Annotated in this window: 19 protein-coding genes; all 19 read left to right on the forward strand. The window is 65.8% G+C overall.

Annotated features, from left to right (window positions below; all coding sequences use genetic code 11):
- Positions 1-57: 57 nt before the first annotated feature.
- The 19 genes from K3174_RS04105 to K3174_RS04195 all read left to right on the forward strand — a co-directional run bounded on the left by K3174_RS04105 (position 58) and on the right by K3174_RS04195 (position 15,925).
- The gene (locus K3174_RS04105) at positions 58-630 is read left to right on the forward strand and encodes an SRPBCC family protein (RefSeq protein ID WP_221555858.1); all 573 of its coding nucleotides are present in this window, start codon (positions 58-60) and stop codon (positions 628-630) included.
- Complete coding sequence (locus K3174_RS04110) at positions 627-1,166, forward strand: YdeI/OmpD-associated family protein (RefSeq protein ID WP_221555860.1); 540 nt, start codon at positions 627-629, stop codon at positions 1,164-1,166. The genes K3174_RS04105 and K3174_RS04110 overlap by 4 nt, the downstream gene beginning before the upstream one ends.
- Positions 1,167-1,294: 128 nt before the next feature.
- On the forward strand, positions 1,295-2,218 hold the full coding sequence (locus K3174_RS04115) for a helix-turn-helix transcriptional regulator (protein ID WP_221555861.1): 924 nt from the start codon (positions 1,295-1,297) through the stop codon (positions 2,216-2,218).
- Positions 2,215-3,084 carry a helix-turn-helix domain-containing protein gene (locus tag K3174_RS04120; protein WP_221555863.1) on the forward strand — a complete coding sequence of 290 codons (870 nt, stop codon included), beginning with the start codon at positions 2,215-2,217 and terminating at the stop codon, positions 3,082-3,084. Before K3174_RS04115 ends, K3174_RS04120 begins: the two co-directional genes overlap by 4 nt.
- Positions 3,081-3,959: a helix-turn-helix domain-containing protein gene (locus K3174_RS04125; protein WP_221555872.1), complete on the forward strand. Its 879-nt coding sequence runs from the start codon at positions 3,081-3,083 to the stop codon at positions 3,957-3,959. The genes K3174_RS04120 and K3174_RS04125 overlap by 4 nt, the downstream gene beginning before the upstream one ends.
- A gap of 95 nt (positions 3,960-4,054) precedes the next feature.
- Positions 4,055-4,834, forward strand: a complete 780-nt coding sequence (locus tag K3174_RS04130; protein WP_221555874.1) for a helix-turn-helix transcriptional regulator — start codon at positions 4,055-4,057, stop codon at positions 4,832-4,834.
- An 84-nt stretch (positions 4,835-4,918) separates the two neighbouring features.
- Positions 4,919-5,296: a hypothetical protein gene (locus tag K3174_RS04135; RefSeq protein WP_221555876.1), complete on the forward strand. Its 378-nt coding sequence runs from the start codon at positions 4,919-4,921 to the stop codon at positions 5,294-5,296.
- A gap of 96 nt (positions 5,297-5,392) precedes the next feature.
- On the forward strand, positions 5,393-6,136 hold the full coding sequence (locus tag K3174_RS04140; protein ID WP_221555879.1) for an SDR family NAD(P)-dependent oxidoreductase: 744 nt from the start codon (positions 5,393-5,395) through the stop codon (positions 6,134-6,136).
- Positions 6,136-6,636, forward strand: coding sequence for a luciferase domain-containing protein (locus K3174_RS04145; protein ID WP_221555880.1), 501 nt, complete (start codon positions 6,136-6,138; stop codon positions 6,634-6,636). Before K3174_RS04140 ends, K3174_RS04145 begins: the two co-directional genes overlap by 1 nt.
- Positions 6,637-6,650: 14 nt before the next feature.
- The gene (locus K3174_RS04150; protein ID WP_221555882.1) at positions 6,651-7,286 is read left to right on the forward strand and encodes an isochorismatase family protein; all 636 of its coding nucleotides are present in this window, start codon (positions 6,651-6,653) and stop codon (positions 7,284-7,286) included.
- Between the two features lie 43 nt (positions 7,287-7,329).
- Positions 7,330-7,938, forward strand: coding sequence for an NAD(P)H:quinone oxidoreductase (gene wrbA / locus K3174_RS04155; RefSeq protein WP_221555884.1), 609 nt, complete (start codon positions 7,330-7,332; stop codon positions 7,936-7,938).
- 31 nt (positions 7,939-7,969) lie between these two features.
- Positions 7,970-8,572, forward strand: a complete 603-nt coding sequence (locus K3174_RS04160) for an isochorismatase family protein (RefSeq protein ID WP_221555886.1) — start codon at positions 7,970-7,972, stop codon at positions 8,570-8,572.
- On the forward strand, positions 8,569-9,594 hold the full coding sequence (locus K3174_RS04165; RefSeq protein WP_221555888.1) for an MBL fold metallo-hydrolase: 1,026 nt from the start codon (positions 8,569-8,571) through the stop codon (positions 9,592-9,594). The genes K3174_RS04160 and K3174_RS04165 overlap by 4 nt, the downstream gene beginning before the upstream one ends.
- Positions 9,595-9,599: 5 nt before the next feature.
- Complete coding sequence (locus K3174_RS04170; RefSeq protein ID WP_221555890.1) at positions 9,600-10,256, forward strand: hydrolase; 657 nt, start codon at positions 9,600-9,602, stop codon at positions 10,254-10,256.
- A 35-nt stretch (positions 10,257-10,291) separates the two neighbouring features.
- Positions 10,292-11,485 carry a PQQ-dependent sugar dehydrogenase gene (locus tag K3174_RS04175; protein ID WP_221555892.1) on the forward strand — a complete coding sequence of 398 codons (1,194 nt, stop codon included), beginning with the start codon at positions 10,292-10,294 and terminating at the stop codon, positions 11,483-11,485.
- A 163-nt stretch (positions 11,486-11,648) separates the two neighbouring features.
- On the forward strand, positions 11,649-11,927 hold the full coding sequence (locus K3174_RS04180) for a DUF1427 family protein (RefSeq protein ID WP_221555894.1): 279 nt from the start codon (positions 11,649-11,651) through the stop codon (positions 11,925-11,927).
- Positions 11,928-11,995: 68 nt separating this feature from the next.
- On the forward strand, positions 11,996-13,888 hold the full coding sequence (locus K3174_RS04185; RefSeq protein ID WP_221556565.1) for an amidohydrolase: 1,893 nt from the start codon (positions 11,996-11,998) through the stop codon (positions 13,886-13,888).
- A gap of 1 nt (position 13,889) precedes the next feature.
- Positions 13,890-14,546, forward strand: a complete 657-nt coding sequence (locus K3174_RS04190; protein WP_221555896.1) for a DUF1275 family protein — start codon at positions 13,890-13,892, stop codon at positions 14,544-14,546.
- Complete coding sequence (locus K3174_RS04195; RefSeq protein ID WP_221555897.1) at positions 14,543-15,925, forward strand: alginate export family protein; 1,383 nt, start codon at positions 14,543-14,545, stop codon at positions 15,923-15,925. The genes K3174_RS04190 and K3174_RS04195 overlap by 4 nt, the downstream gene beginning before the upstream one ends.
- Position 15,926: the final 1 nt, after the last annotated feature.

Raw genomic sequence — 15,926 nt, forward strand, 5'->3', positions numbered from 1 at the left:
CTCAAACATCTTGACTGTCAAGATAGTGCGGCATGATCAATCAAGCAAGGTGAAGCCGTGGATATTCTCGTGACTGTCGCCATCGGTGCGATACTTATCATCGCGCTCGCCGTCGTTCTCGTGCCGCCGGAGGTCGACTACGAAGAGCGCATTCTTGTCGCCGCACCCGCGCCCGAAATCTACGACCACATCCGTTACCAGTCGCGCCTGATGCAATGGTCGGCCTGGCCGAGCGAAACCGGATCGGATTGCGGCGTCGAGGGGAGCGACGGCGCGCTTGGAGCAAAGACGATTTACCTCGATCGCAAAGGCAATCGCTTCGGCGAGCAGGAGGTGACCCGGCTGGAGCAGGACCGACTGGTCGAATTGACGCTCACCAGCAAGGGGCCACCGCAAAGGCCGGTCGTGACGTTCCGCCTTGAACCGGTGGATCAGCAATCGACCCGGGTCATCCTGCACTTCACCAATCTCATCGCCCGCCCGTTCAATCTGCTTCTGCGTGTCGCCGGCATCGTGCGCTGGACCCGCGCCATGCACGTCAAGGACCTCGAAGGACTCAAGCGTTTCGCCGAACCGCCGCACACCGGCTATGCGGGCACACCGGCGCAAGGCCTGCCGCGCGCCGCATGAGCTTCTTCGAGCATGAGTTCGAGGCGCCGATCGACCGCCACGGCGTGGGGCGCACACGCAAGATCTGGTACAACGTCGTCTGGCTTCCGGCAGACCTTGCGGCGAGCCTGCCGTTCGATCGCTATCCGCAGCTGCGGATCGAGGGCGAACTCGCCGAAATCCCGGTCGAGAACGCCTTCATTCCCGCCGGTGACGGACGCTACTATCTGATCGTATCACCCGAAGTTCTGAAGATCGGCGGGCTTGACGTTGGCGACCCCGTATCGTTCCGCTTCAGGGTTGCCGACCAGGAGCGGGTGGACCTTCCTGCAGACCTCCAGCGCGCCCTGGCGCGTGATCCGGAAGGCCAAGAGCGGTGGCAGGCGCTCACACCAGGCCGCAGACGCGCGCTCGCGCACCACGTCGGGAGCGCCAAGGGAGACGACACGCGCGCCCGGCGGATCGCGGCGGTGCTGTCGGCGATCACCAGCTGCATGCGTGATGGCGCCGAGGAGAAGGATGTCAGGCGTCTCGACCGAGTACTCGGCAAGCGCTGACCAGGCTCTCTTTTGGCGCGCGATCTGATACCATCCAACAAACCGAAATTGCTGTTTTCGAGCCGCCGCTCGTTTTTCTGCACCGAGCGGTCCAGAATTCGTCTATGCACCACTTACGAGATCGGGAGATGTCATCGCAACAGGTGTCGGGCATGCCAGAGCAGTACAACAGTATGAAGGCGTTCTACGAACATGCTTTTGCCGATGCGATCACGGCGCGTTCGCAGCTATTGCCGTTCGATTTCGTCGAGGCGAGCCAGGGGGCCGGTGACTGGTCCGATGCCACGAACCCGGACCTCGTTCTTGCCGCCATCGTGGGAGGGCAGGCGCTCGGTCAGGTCGATGTCGGAGCCGGAAAGTTCCGCTCGCTGGGCTATCCCGGCGAACTGCTGCTGACGCCTCCCGACACGACCACGTCGATCCAGATCGAGTGCCATCACCGGATCGTGATGATGGCGGTGAATTACCAGGGCTTGCGCGCCGCCTGCCCCGAGGTTCCGCTGCCGCCTGACGGGGATTTCGGGCGCTTCCACACCCGTCTGCACCGGATGGCCGGTCTGCATGCGTTGCTGATGGAGTTCTGGCAGCGGTCGTGCGACCCGCGCCCGTGGAGCGCGCTGGAAATCGATGCCGCCCTGCACAGCTATGCGTGGTCTCTGCTCCTTCTGCACCGCGGCGCATTGCCCGAGCACAGCAAGGGCGGGCTCGCTCCATGGCAGTTGCGGCGGGTGCGCGAGGCGCTCGAGGCCGCGCCTCAGCTTTCACTTGTCGAACTGGCGAACGAAGTCGGGCTCAGTCCCTGGCACTTCTGCCGCGCCTTTCGCGACGCGACGGGCTTGACCCCGGTGCGTTACCAGACGGCGCTCGCAATGGAGCGCGCCCGCCTCGCGCTGGCGACGTCCGATCTGTCTGTCACGAGCATCGCGCTCGACGCCGGCTTCGCCTCGAGCCAGGCCTTTGCCCGCGCGTTCCGGCGTCTGAACGCCATGGCCCCGCTCGAATATCGCGCCCTGCGCCGCAAGGTCGACAACCCGAGAGCGAGCGAGATATGAGAAGCACTTATCTCGACTACTATGCCGGCAGCCGACTGGCGGACTACGTCACGACGTCCGCGACGCTCGCCGATGGTATCGGGCTGCTCGAAGCGCGGCAACCGGCAGGCGATATGTCGGACGAACCGAACGAAGACTACGTCCTGACGATGAACATCACGCCCGGCGTCGCCGTCACGCTCGACTTCGGGTTCGGGCGTTGGCATGGCATGGCAGGGCGTCACAATCTGATCGTACTTCCGCCGGCGACGCACAACCAGGTGGTGGTCGACGGCAGGCATTCGATCCGCTGCGTCTCGCTGCATCGCGACCGCGTCGCACGAGGCTTCGAGACGCTTGCTCGCTCGGGTGCGCAAGATCTTGGCCGGATGCACCGCGACCATTTCGATGACGCACTGGTGTGCAGCCTCGTCAGCACGCTGTTCGCAGCGCAAGCCGCCGACGCCTGCAGCACCGGCCTGCTCGCCGACGATATCGGGACGCATCTCGTCGCGCGCCTGCTCGAACTTCAGGGCAGGCTGGACAAACCGAAGATCGGCGGTCTCGCGCCATGGCAGATACGCCGCGTGACGGAGGCCATCGCCAGTTCCGACGCCGAACTCTTCTCGCTCGATCAACTGGCAGACCTTGTCGGGCTTTCCAGCTTCCATTTTTGCCGCGCTTTTCGCACCGCGCTCGGAATCTCGCCGTTCCGCTATCAGCAGATGATCCGTATCGAGCGGGCCCGCAGCGAGCTTGAAAGCAGTTCCAGACCGGTAACCGAGATTGCTCTTGCGAGCGGCTACGGATCGAGCCAGGCCTTTGCGCGCGCCTTCCGCCGCGAAACGGGCGTGAGCCCGCTTGATTATCGCAAGGCGCGCGCATGATGACAGCCTTTCCGTCCTTCGGCGACTGGGCCGCGAGCGAAGGCTTCAATGTCATAAGCAGGCAAATATCACGGGTCTCTCAAAGCGGGGTCCACTTCATCGAAGTCGACCTGGAGGAGGCATCTCCGGATCCTGCGACGGGCGACATGACAATCCAGTTCTGTAAGTCAGGGTCGTTCGATCTCGAAAGCGAGGTCGCCGGAAAACGCTTCAATGGCCGGATGATCCCCGGCATGGCGTGTGTCGCGCCTCCGGGTGAACCACTCCACCTTGCTGGCGAGGGTCTGTCGTCCTTTCAGGTACTGGCTCTTCCACAAAATTTTCTGGCGGACCTGTTCGCGGAGGCACCGGCTCGCCTCGAGAGGCTCGAGCCCTTCTATGGGCGACCGAGGGCTTTCGACCCCATTGCCGATTTCATGCGCGGGTTCCGCTCCGATCTGGCCGCAGGCATTCTAGAAGACCGGCTGCTGCTCGACACGATGATATTTGCGCTGCTGCTACGCCTGACTGGTGGGAACGCTGCCGACGATCCGCACCGCTCCGGAGGGCTGGCCTCTTGGCAGTTGCGCCGCGTAAACGAAGCCTTGTGCACACCGCAGGTCGCAAACCTGTCACTTCCAGAAATGGCGGCAATCGCCGGTCTTTCGCCCTATCATTTCTGCCGCGCCTTCAAGCGGTCGACCGGGACCACGCCGCAGCGGTATCGGCAGCTGCTGGTGATCGACCGGGCGCGGGACCGGCTCGCCAGATCGGCCGATTGCGTGACTGATATCGCCCTCGACCTGGGCTACGGATCGAGCCAGGCTTTCGCGCGCGCTTTCCGCCGCGAAACCGGGTACAGCCCGGCTGCCTATCGCGAAGAGGCGCGCGCATGACCGGCTCCGCAATTTCCTATCTCGATACGTACCTCGCTGGACCGCTCGGTGGCTATATTGTGTCGAACCACATCGTCGGGACAGGCGCTATCGCCATGGAGGCAAGCCAGCCGGCGGGCGACATGTCCAACCCGCCTGTCGACGAACTCGTGCTGATCCAGAACCTGACGCCCGGCATCCATCAGAACTCGGATTTCGCAGCGGGTCGTTTCGAAGAGCGATCGGCGCGCGGGGCCCTTTTTCTCGTTCCAGCCAATACAGCGACGAACATTGAAGTGTTTAATCGCCATCGCATCCGGGTTCTCGCGATCGACCGGACGACGATCGGTCACGCGTTCCGTGAACGGTCGAAAGCGGTGGAGGATTTCGGCCCGCTTCATCGCGGCAGCTTCCGCGACGACGGACTTTCCGCGCTGTTCGACGCCGTCTGGCATGTCGCCCAAAGCGAGATGCCCGAAGCGCCGATGCAGGCGCAGTCCGCGCTGCTGCTCGCGCTCGACCGGCGCGCCTCGCTTGCCGGCAAGCAGCGGCCTTCGCCCAAAGGCGGGCTGGCACCCTGGCAGCTGCGACGGATCGAGGAAGCGCTGCGGGAGGCCGAAGCCGGAACGTTCTCGCTCGCGCAACTGGCGGACATCGTCGGCCTGTCGCCGTTCCACTTCTGCCGGGCTTTCAAGGAGGCCACCGGCCTGCCGCCGCACGCCTACCAGCGCACGCTGCAGCTCGAACACGCGCGGCACGCGCTCGAGGAGGACTCGCGCAGCGTCACCGAGATCGCGATGGCGCTGGGCTACGGATCGAGCCAGGCCTTCGCGCGCGCATTCCGGCGGGAAACCGGGATGAGCCCGTCGCAATACCGGCTCTCCCGCATGCGCTAGGAATTCTCCAGCAATTTCGGTCACGCGGGCCTGGTACTTTGCTGCCATCCTGATCGTCTGGATGGCCGGAAAGGCGAAACCACAATGCCGCATACGATGCGCTCGCAGCGATTTCCGGCCGATCGGCTCAAGCTGCTCCTGACGCGGCGCCCATTCGATCGCGCGATGTGGCTTGAGGCGCTCGGCGAACAGCCGCATCTGCGCATCGCCAACGCGCCGCCCGTAACCGGCCGCGTCCAGGTGCTCGACGAGATCGCCACCTTCCTGGGTCGCATCGAGGGCTTCGGCAACCAGTTCTGCGATGTCTGGCAAAGGCGCGAGACGATCTACGCCGAGACCGACGTGACCTTCCGCAGCCACACTGGCAACCTCGATGCGATCCCCTGCGTCATCATCGCCCGCACCACGCACGGCGTGCTGCAGGACCTGCGATTCCACCTCGACCCCGCCCCGCTGCCCTGATCGCAGCAATTTCGGTGCAGCGCAGCAACCACGGGCGCGCCAGTCCCTTGGTGCCCGCTTAAGCCTCCATCGTGAAGCCCTGCGGCGGAGGAAGCGATGCGCAGATTCGATAACAAGGTTGCAGTGATCACTGGTGGGGCAGCAGGCATGGGCCGGGCCCATGCCGAGCACCTCGCGGCCCACGGCGCGCGCGTCGCAATCGGCGATCTGGGTGATGCGAGCGAGGTTTGCGCGGCAATCGAGGCGGCGAGCGGTGAGGCAATGGCGCACCGTCTCGATGTCGCCGACGAGGCGAGCGTGGCGGGCTTCGCGCAGGCGGTGCTTGCCCGCTTCGGCCGCTGCGACATCATCGTCAACAACGCCGGGATCTACCCCTTTCAGCCGTTCGACGAGATCACGCCGGCCGACTGGCGGCGGGTAATGGCGGTGGATCTCGACGGACCGTTCCTCGTCTCGCGCGCCTTCCTGCCCGGAATGCGGGGACAGGGTTACGGCCGCATCGTCAACATCGCCTCGGCCGAAGCCTGGATGGTGGCGAGCAACAACGCCCATTACATCGCCGCCAAGATGGGCGTGGTCGGGCTGACGCGGGCGCTGGCGACCGAGGCTGCGCAGGACGGGGTCACCGTCAACGCGATCGCGCCTGGGATCGTGCGCGGTACCACGATCGACGCCGAGATGCCCGGCTATCTCGATGACATTCCGCGGCTCTACCAGGCGATCAAGCGCGCGGCCGAACCCGCCGATATCGTCAACGCCATGGCGTTCCTTGCATCCGATGATGCGCGCTTCATCACCGGTCAGACGCTGGTGGTCGATGGCGGCGGAGTGCGGCTGTGATGGCCTCCGCTCCGGTCTGGCCCGCTTCGCCGCTCCTTCTGGAGAAGCGCGCCGGCCCGCGCCCGCGCACCACCCAGACCAATCCGCACAGCCAGATCGACCAGCTGCCGCGCCCGCTGTTGAGCCACGATCTGATCGAACGGCTCGCCGCGCTGCCCGGCATTTCGCTCGGGCCGAGTGGGCGCGCGCCCTATGGCACGATCGGGCTTTACCTCTCCGAAGATGACGCGCGTGGTCCCGAGCGGGCCTTCCTGCTGCCGCGCGAGTTTGCGCATCTTCATCCCGAGCCCGACGGCAGTCTGCATCTGCCGCTGCCCGAGCCGGTCCGGTCGCGGGCGATCGCGGCGGGCTGGGCCGAGCCGCATCCGCTCGCAGGCCAACCCAGCGTCTCACCCGACATCGTCATGGTCTACGCCCCGCGCGATGCGGAAGAGATCGAGATCGTCGCCACCCTTGTCGCTTCGGCGTGGGCCTATGCCCGCGGCGCGGCGGCGCACTGAAAGGACCTGTTCGCATGCGCAACTACACCCAGAGCCGGTTCTCCAAGGACGACGCGGCGCTGCTGCTGATCGATCACCAGTCGGGCATCATGCAGCTCGTCCACGACTATTCTCCGGCCGAGTTCCGCTCGAACGTTCTTGCCCTGGGCAAGATCGGCAAGGTCTTCGACCTCCCGGTCATTCTCTCGTCGAGCTACGAGACCGGACCCAACGGCCCGATCATTCCGGAGCTCCTCGCCATGTATCCGCAAGCGCCGGTCATCCGGCGTCCAGGTCAGATCAGCGCCTGGGACAATGAGGAGTTCGTCGCCGCAGTCGAGGCGACCGGGCGCAGGAAGCTCATCATGGCCGGCGTCACGACCGATGTCTGTCTCGCCTTCCCGGCGATGCAGGCGGCTGCTGCAGGGTACGAGGTCTACGGCGTGATCGACGCCTCGGGCGCACACGATTTTGCGACCCAGTCGATGGCGGTGCAGCGTCTGGTCATGCACGGCGTCACTCCGGTCACCTGGCTGATGGTCGCCGCCGAGCTGCAGCGCGACTGGCGCAACAAGACCGCCGAGGGGACCGGCAAGCTCTTCCACGAGCACCTGCTCAACTACGGCATGCTGATCGACAACCACATGGCGCTGACCGGCGGCCAGCAGTGAGCCCGATCGTCACCCTCTCATCTCCCGACCGAAAGGATCGCTCATGACCCGCGTACTCGTTCTCTACTACAGCAGCTACGGCCATATCGGGACGATGGCGCGCGCCGTCGCCGAAGGCGCGCGCGAAGTCGATGGGGTGAGAGTCGACATCAAACGCGTTCCAGAACTGGTCCCCGAGGAACTGGCGAAGCAGTCGGGCTACAAGCTCGACCAAGAGGCGCCAATCGCCACGGTCGAAGAACTCGCCAACTATGACGCGGTGATCTTCGGCACGCCAACGCGCTACGGCAATATGGCGGCGCAGATGAAGAACTTCCTCGACCAGACCGGTGCGCTCTGGTTCCAGGACAGGCTCGTCGGCAAGGTCGGGTCGGTGTTCACCTCGACCGCCACCCAGCATGGCGGTCAGGAATCGACGCTTCTCAGCTTCCACACGGTGCTGTTTCACCTCGGCTTCGTGGTGGTCGGGCTACCCTATTCGTTCAAGCCGCAGATGACCCTCGACGCGATCGCCGGGGGCTCGCCCTATGGCGCCACCACCATCGCCGGCGGCGACGGTTCGCGCCAGCCGAGCGACGTCGAGCTCGACGGCGCGCGCTTCCAGGGCCGCCATGTCGCCGAGATCGCGCGGCGGCTTGCGCCCAATCCATGATCCCGACCCATCTCAGACAAGGCAAGACAACATGACCCCGTTCAACCCCAAAAACAGTGCTCTGCTGCTGATCGACCACCAGGTCGGCACCATGCAGCTGATCAAGAATATCGACCGCGAGTTTGCTGCGGCACAGGCGGTCGCGCTCGCCAAGATGGCGCAGATCCTCGATATTCCGACCATCATCACCTCGAGCCAGGAAGACCGCACCCAGGGGCCGATCCTGCCGGAGATCGCGGCAATCCTGCCAGAGGCGCACGCGGCGCGCATCAAGCGTCCAGGCGTGGTCAATGCCTGGGCCTACCCCGAGTTCAAGGAGGCGGTCGCCGCGACCGGGCGCAGGCAGCTCATCATGGCGGGCGTCACCACCGACGTCTGTCTCGTCTTCCCGGCGATTGACGCGGCCGATGAAGGCTATGCGGTGCAGGCGGTGATGGACGCCTCGGGCAGTCCGAGCGACCTGTCGGAAGAATTCTCCCGCCAGCGCATGCGCGGTGCCGGGGTCGTCCTCACCGCCACCAACACGCTCATTGCTGAGCTCGCGCAGGACTGGTCGACGACCGAAGGTCAGGCGCTGATCGGCCTGCTGTTCAGCGATGTGTTCCCGGCGATGGGTGCAGGGATCGCGGCATGAAGCAGTTTGTCGCCATGCTTGCCCTTGCCCTGGCAACGCCCGCCCTGGCCCAGCAGGAGCCGAGCCGGTGGGACGCGCAGATCGAGCGCGACTGGGCGGACCTTCCGCCGGCTGCGCAGGACGTCCCGATCCCGCAGGGCCAGGGCTACCTGGTGCGCGAGATCGCGCCACGCGTGTTCGTCGTAACCGAAGGGCTCTATCAGGCGCTGTTCGTGGTTACCGATACCGGTGTGGTGGTGGTCGATGCACCGCCGACGATCGGCCGCAACCTGTCGCGCGCGATTGCCGAGACAACGAACAAGCCGGTCACCCATGTGATCTACAGCCACAGCCACAGCGACCACATCGGCGCGGCCGACCAGTTCGGCCCCGGCACAGTCCGGATCGCGAGCGCAGAGGTCAACGCCAAGCTCGTCCGCCTCTCCGATCCGCGCCGGCCAGCGCCGACCGAAGTGCTCGATGCACCCGATTTCACCCTCATCATCGGCGATGTGCCGTTCCGCCTCGACGTACGCGGACCGCATCACGAACCGGGCAATCTCTACGTCTACCTGCCCGACCAGAAGGTGCTGATGGTGGTCGACATCGTCTATCCGGGGTGGGTCCCGTTCACCAATCTCGGCATGGCCGAGGACGTGCAGGGCTTCATCGACGCGCACGACGCGATCCTGGGCTACGACTTCGATATCTTCATTGGCGGGCACCTCAGCCGCCCCGGAACGCGCGCCGATGTCGAGACGGCCAGGGCATATGTCACCAATCTCATCGCCGCCGCGCGCGACGCACAGCAGCGCATCGACTTCGGCGCGGTGGCGACCGAAACCGGCTACGCCAACCGCTGGCTGCTGGTGAAGACCTACATGGACCGGGTCGCGGACGCCTGTACCACGACGATGCTGGAACGCTGGGCCGGACGGCTCGGCGGCGCGGCGGTCTCTACGCCTGGCCACTGCTGGATCATGCAGGAACACCTCAACATCAACGGCCTGCCAGCGAGCGCCGCAGGCCAGACACAGGAGTAATCGACATGCCCACTGCCACAGCCACGCCGGGAAAGCTGCTGCTGTCACCCGACGATCACGTGCTGATCATGATCGACCATCAGTCGCAGATGGCATTCGCCACCAAGTCGATCGACGCGGTGATGTTGCGGAACAACGCCGCGCTCACCGCCAAGGCAGCGCGCATCTTCGGCGCCGACACCATCCTTACGACGGTGGCGGAGAAGACCTTCTCCGGGCCGCTGTTCGACGAGATCAAGGGGGAGTTCCCCGGTGCCGAAGTCATCGACCGCACGACGATGAACACCTGGGAGGATCCGCGCATTGCCGAGCGGATCAACGCACTCGGCAAGGGGCGGATCGTGCTTGCCGGGCTGTGGACCAGCGTCTGCATCGTTGGCCCGGCGCTTTCCGCGCTCGACCAAGGGTTCGAGGTCTACGTTATTGCCGATGCCTGCGGAGACGTCTCGGACGAAGCTCACGAGCGCGCGATGGCGCGAATGGTGCAGGCAGGTGCGCGCCCGCTCACCGCGCTCCAGTACCTGCTCGAACTCCAGCGCGACTGGGCGCGCGGCGAGACTTACGACCCCGTGGTGCACGCCGCAATCGAGAATGGCGGCGCCTACGGGCTGGGCCTCATCTACGCCAAGGCGGTGTTCGGTGCCGACGCGCGCGAAGGATAAACAGGTCGATGGAGCGTAATTCAGGAGGAATCGGGATGAGAAAGGCACGACTGTTCGCACTGCTAATGGCAGGCATTGCCAGCACTGCCTGGGCGGCGAGCGATGAGCAACCGCCTGCCTCCGGCGTGACCATCGCCTCGCGCGCGACCCCGATCGCGGCGACCGAACTCACCGCGCTCGAGCACCCCTGGGGCATCGAGCGGCTGCCCGATGACGGCTTTCTGATCACTGAAAAGCCGGGCCGTCTGCGGATCTGGCGAGAGGGTGCGCTCTCTGCCCCAATCACGGGCGTTCCAGCGGTCGACTTCGCCGGACAAGGCGGACTGCTTGATGTTGCGCTCGACCCGGATTTTGCAGCCAATGGCATCATCTATCTCGCCTATAGCGAGGCCGCCGAACAGCAGCCCGGCGGGCGCGACGTCGCCGATCCGCGCCTCGGTGTGTTCCAGGACCTCGACGACGGGGTGGTCAAGGGCCTCGCGGTCGCGCGGGCCCGCCTCGACGGCGCTCGCCTTGCGGAGGTACGGGTCATCTGGCGCGCCGAGAAGACGGTCGGGCGCGGCCATTTCGGCGGTCGGCTCGCCTTCGCCCCCGACGGAGCGCTGCTGATCGCCTCCGGCGACCGCCAGCGCTTCGAACCGGCGCAGGACCTCGCCAGCGATCTTGGCAAGATCCTGCGGATCGATCCTGCGACAGGTGCGCCGATGCCGGGCAATCCCTTTTCGCGCGAGCGGGCCAGCGCCGATGTGTGGTCCTATGGCCATCGTAATCCGCTCGGGATTACGCGGCGACCCGGAACCGAGGAAATCTGGGTGGCTGAGATGGGCCCGCAGAACGGCGACGAGCTCAATCTCATCCGGGGCGGCGGCAATTTCGGCTGGCCACTCGAAAGCGCGGGCGACAATTACAACCAGACGCCGTTGCCTCGCAAGGCGGTGGCTGACACCATCGCCCCTCAGCAGAGCTTCCCGCTTGCCATCTCGCCAGCGACGATCCTGTTCTACGATGGCGAACTGTTCGCGCCGTGGCGCGGCAACGTGCTGGTCGGTGCGCTTAATCGCCCCGGCATACTGCGCGGGGTCCCGGCAGCAGATGGGGTGCACGATCTTGAACATATCGAGACAGGCTTCCGGGTCCGCGATATCGCGATCGACAGCGATGGCTCGCTCCTCGCCCTGAAGGACGGGGCTGACGGGGCGCTCATACGGCTGGTGCCGGCCGGTCGATGATCGTGCGTTCCGCCTCCCTCGGTCTGGAAACAGGTGTTTGCATCCGCCCCGATGCAGCCTGCGCTGCGCCCCTGTCCCTCCCCCCGACGCGCAGCGCCCGGGCCGGTCGCCCCACTCTCCGCGACCGGCCCGGCACCGTTCCTTCTTCTCGAGGAGTGCAGCGTTGAAAATGTACCTGCTCTCGCTTGGTGCCGGGTTGCTCGTCGGCATCGTCTACAGCCTGCTCGGTGTCCGATCTCCCGCTCCTCCCATAGTCGCACTTGTCGGCCTTCTTGGCATTCTACTCGGCGAACAGCTCGCTCCGCTTGGCAAGCGCCTCCTGAGCGGTGAGACGCTCACCGTCGCTGCATTGCAGGACGAATGCGCTGAGCATGTGCTGGGCTCGCTTCCGACGCGGAACGACGCTGAGCGCAGGCGCGACCAGAAAGGCTGCGCGTCGTGATCGACCGCCGCTCCGTCAATGCCGGGTTGTCGGTGCTCGGCTTCTCCTCACTCATCGGAGTACCTGCAATGGCATCGTCCGGCCCTGCCGCACATGCGGACCTCATCCTTCTGAACGGCAAAATCACGACACTCGACCGCGCCAATCCAGCGCCCGAAGCCATCGCAATCAGGGATGGCCGCTTTCTCGCCGTCGGCGACGAAAGCGATGTGCGCACCTACGCTGGACCCGATACCAAGTTCGTCGATCTTAGCGGACGCCGGGTCATACCCGGACTGATCGACAATCACATCCACGTCATCCGCGGCGGGCTCAACTACAACCTCGAGCTGCGCTGGGACGGTGTGCCGAGCCTGGCCGATGCGATGCGCATGCTGCGCGAGCAAGTCGCCCGCACGCCCGCGCCGCAATGGGTCCGGGTGGTCGGCGGCTTTTCCGAGCAGCAGTTCGCTGAAAGGAGGCTGCCCACGATCGAGGAAATCAACGCCGTTGCGCCAGACACCCCCGTCTTCATCCTGCACCTTTACGACCGCGCTCTTCTCAACGGTGCCGCGCTGCGGGCGGTAGGCTATACCAAGGACACGCCCGATCCGCCCGGCGGCGAGATCCAGCGTGATACGTCGGGCAATCCGACCGGACTGCTGCTTGCCGCGCCCAACGCCAACATCCTCTACGCGACGCTCGCGAAGGGGCCCAGGCTGCCGTTCGACTACCAGCTTAACTCGACCCGCCATTTCATGCGCGACCTCAACCGTCTGGGGGTGACCAGCGTCATCGATGCCGGCGGCGGATTCCAGAACTATCCCGACGACTATGCGGTCATCGAGCGCCTGCACGAAGATGGCGAGCTGACGCTGCGCATCGCCTACAATCTCTTCACCCAGAAGCCCGGCGAGGAGAAGGACGATTTCCTGCGCTGGACCAGCCAGAACCGCTATCATCAGGGCGACGACTACTTCCGCCTCAACGGCGCGGGCGAGATGCTGGTTTTCTCCGCCGCCGATTTCGAGGATTTCCGCATGCCGCGCCCCGACATGCCGGCGAATATGGAGGGCGACCTCGAGGGCGTCGTGCGTATCCTTGCCGAGAACCGCTGGCCCTGGCGGCTCCATGCCACCTATGACGAGACGATCACCCGCGCGCTCGACGTGTTCGAGACGGTCGCGCGCGACATCCCGTTCGAGGGCATCCACTGGATGTTCGACCACGCCGAGACGATCAGCGCGCGCTCGATCGATCGGGTTGCCGCGCTCGGCGGCGGGATCGCGTTCCAGCACCGCATGGCCTATCAGGGTGAGTATTTCGTCGAGCGCTACGGGGCGCGAGCCGCAGAGGCGACTCCCCCGTTCAAGCGCGTGCTCGAGGCGGGCGTGAAGACGTCGGTTGGAACCGACGCGACCCGGGTCGCCTCCTACGATCCGTGGGTATCGATCAGCTGGCTTGTCACCGGGCGGACGCTCGGCGGCCTCAAGCTCTATCCGCAGCGCAATCTGCTCGACCGCGAAACGGCGCTCAGGATGTGGACCGACTATTCGACCTGGTTCTCGAACGAGGAAGGCCGCAAGGGCCAGATCAAGGCGGGACAGCTGGCCGATCTGGCGGTGCTGAGCGCGGACTATTTCAGCGTGCCTGCGGGGGCGATCCGGCAATTGCAGTCGGTGTTGACCTTGCTGGGCGGCAAGCCGGTCTACGCTGCCGGGGAGTTTGCGGGGCTCGCTCCGCCTCCGCCGCCCGCCATGCCCGACTGGTCGCCGGTCAACCACCATGGCGGCTATTTCAAAGAGAACACGGGCGGTGAGGCGCCCGGCAGCGACACCGCCATGCTAGCGAGCAGCGGCGGCTGTGCGATGTCATGTGCAGTGCATGGGCACGATCATGCTCGCGCCTGGGCCGGCAGCGTTCCGGCGTATGATCTGAAGAGCTTCTGGGGCGCGCTCGGTTGCGCCTGCTGGGCGGTGTAGCATGTCCCGGCCCGCCTCTCCTTCTCCCTCGCCGCTGCTGGCCTTCGTCTCCGGCTATGTCGACACCGCCGTCTTCGTGCTGATGGGCGGCCTGTTCGTCGCGCATGTAACCGGCAACTTCGTGCTGATCGGGGCGACGCTGACCGGGTCCCCGGTAAGCGGGCATGGCGGCTCGACCAGGCTGCAGCTGATCGCGTTCCCTGTTTTCTTTGTAGCGGCGATGCTCGCAGCGGCAATTGCCCCCGGGATTGCCCAGGCAGCCCGGACGCGGATGCTGCTGTGGCTGGTAACAACCATCGTCATTGCGAGCGGGGTGGCCGGAGTGCTGGCGGACAAGGCGGACGCTGCCCTTGCGCTTGCGCTCGTCGCCGCGATGGGGCTGCTCAATGCGGCGCAGCGGCTCGATCCGGGGATGGGTCCGCCGTTCACCGTTATGACCGGGAATGTAACTGGTCTTGCGATCGCTGCGGCGCGGGGCCTTCGCCTCACACCGCGGAACGGCGAGCAGGCGACGGCCGTCGCCATCCACCCGATGGGCGTGCTCGTCGCGATGTTCGCGCTTGGCTGCGCGCTCGGCGCGCTGGTGCAGGCCTTCGCCGGCTTCGGCGCGATGCTCCTGCCAGGAGCACTGCTTGCGATCTGGCTGCTCGTACGATGAAGTCGCGGCTCCTTTCGCTCGCCGCCTGCCTGCTGGCCGCATCGCCCGCCCTGGCACAGGAAGCGCCGCCGGCGCCCGACTATCGCCTGCTGCGCTATGACGAGGACTGGCGCTCCTATTGCGCCGCGCGCGATGCGGATGGCGGGGCCAGTCCGGACACCTTCGATCTCAAATGCGTCGATTTAGGCGAGAACAATCTGCTCACTTTCGGTGGCGACCTGCGCGAACGGATCGAGATCGTCGATGATCCGCGCTTCGGACTGACGCAAAAAAGCGACCGCGCCTTCCTCCACCGCGCGATGGTTCACGCCGACCTCAGGGCTGGCGAAGGCTTCCGTGCCTTCGTCCAGCTGGGCTTTCACGAGAGCTCGGGGCGGCGCGGGCCGGTTCCGCCGACCGATGTCGACCGGCTCGACCTGCAGCAGGGCTTCGTCGATCTGAACTTCCGGGTCGCGGGCGGCACCTTCACGCTGCGCCCGGGCCGGCAGGAGATCAATCTCGGCTCCGCGCGCATTGTCACCATCCGCGGCGGGCCCAATGTGCGGCAATCCTTTGACGGGGTGCGTGGCTTCTGGAGCGATGGCGATCTGCGTGTTGATGGCTTCTATCTGCGGCCCGTGGATACCCGGCGGGGAACGTTCGATGACCCGACCAGCGACGACGTCGCGCTGTGGGGCGCCTATGCGACAGGGCCGGTCGCGGGGCCGGTCGGGATGGACGTCTACTATCTCGGTTATCGCAACGATACGGCGCGCTATGCGCTCGCCAGCGGGCGCGAGGAACGCCACAGCCTCGGCCTGCGCGTCTTCGGGCGGTCGGACGGGTGGGACTGGAATACCGAGGCGCTCTACCAGTTCGGCACGATCGGCGCGCAGGATATCCGCGCCTGGACGATCGCCAGCGATACCGGCTACACCTTCGATCTGCCGCTGCGGCCGCGGCTCGGGCTCAAGGCCAATATCGCGAGCGGCGACGGCGATCCGGCCGATGGCAAACTCGGCACCTTCAACGCGCTGTTCCCGCGCTTCCCGTATTTCTCCGAGGCGGTGCTGTTCGCGCCCGCCAACTTCTACGACGTGCATCCGGCCCTGACCGTCCGGCCAACGGCGGCATTGACGCTGTCGGCGGAATGGAACCGGCTGTGGCGGCACCGGCGCGAGGATGCGGTCTATCTTGCACCGCTGGTTCCGGTGGCCGGCACCGCGGGCCAGCCCGGTCGCCGCATCGGCGAGCAATGGGTCGCAACCCTCGACTGGCGCATCAGTTCGCAGCTCGGCTTCGAAGCGCAATATGTCCACTTCACGCCTGGTCCGGCGCTGCGCGCGGTGGGCGGAGAGAGCGGCGACTTTCTCATGACCGCGCTCAGCTGGCGCTTCTAGG

The sequence above is a fragment of the Qipengyuania qiaonensis genome (genome assembly GCF_019711515.1).
GTDB lineage: Bacteria > Pseudomonadota > Alphaproteobacteria > Sphingomonadales > Sphingomonadaceae > Qipengyuania > Qipengyuania qiaonensis.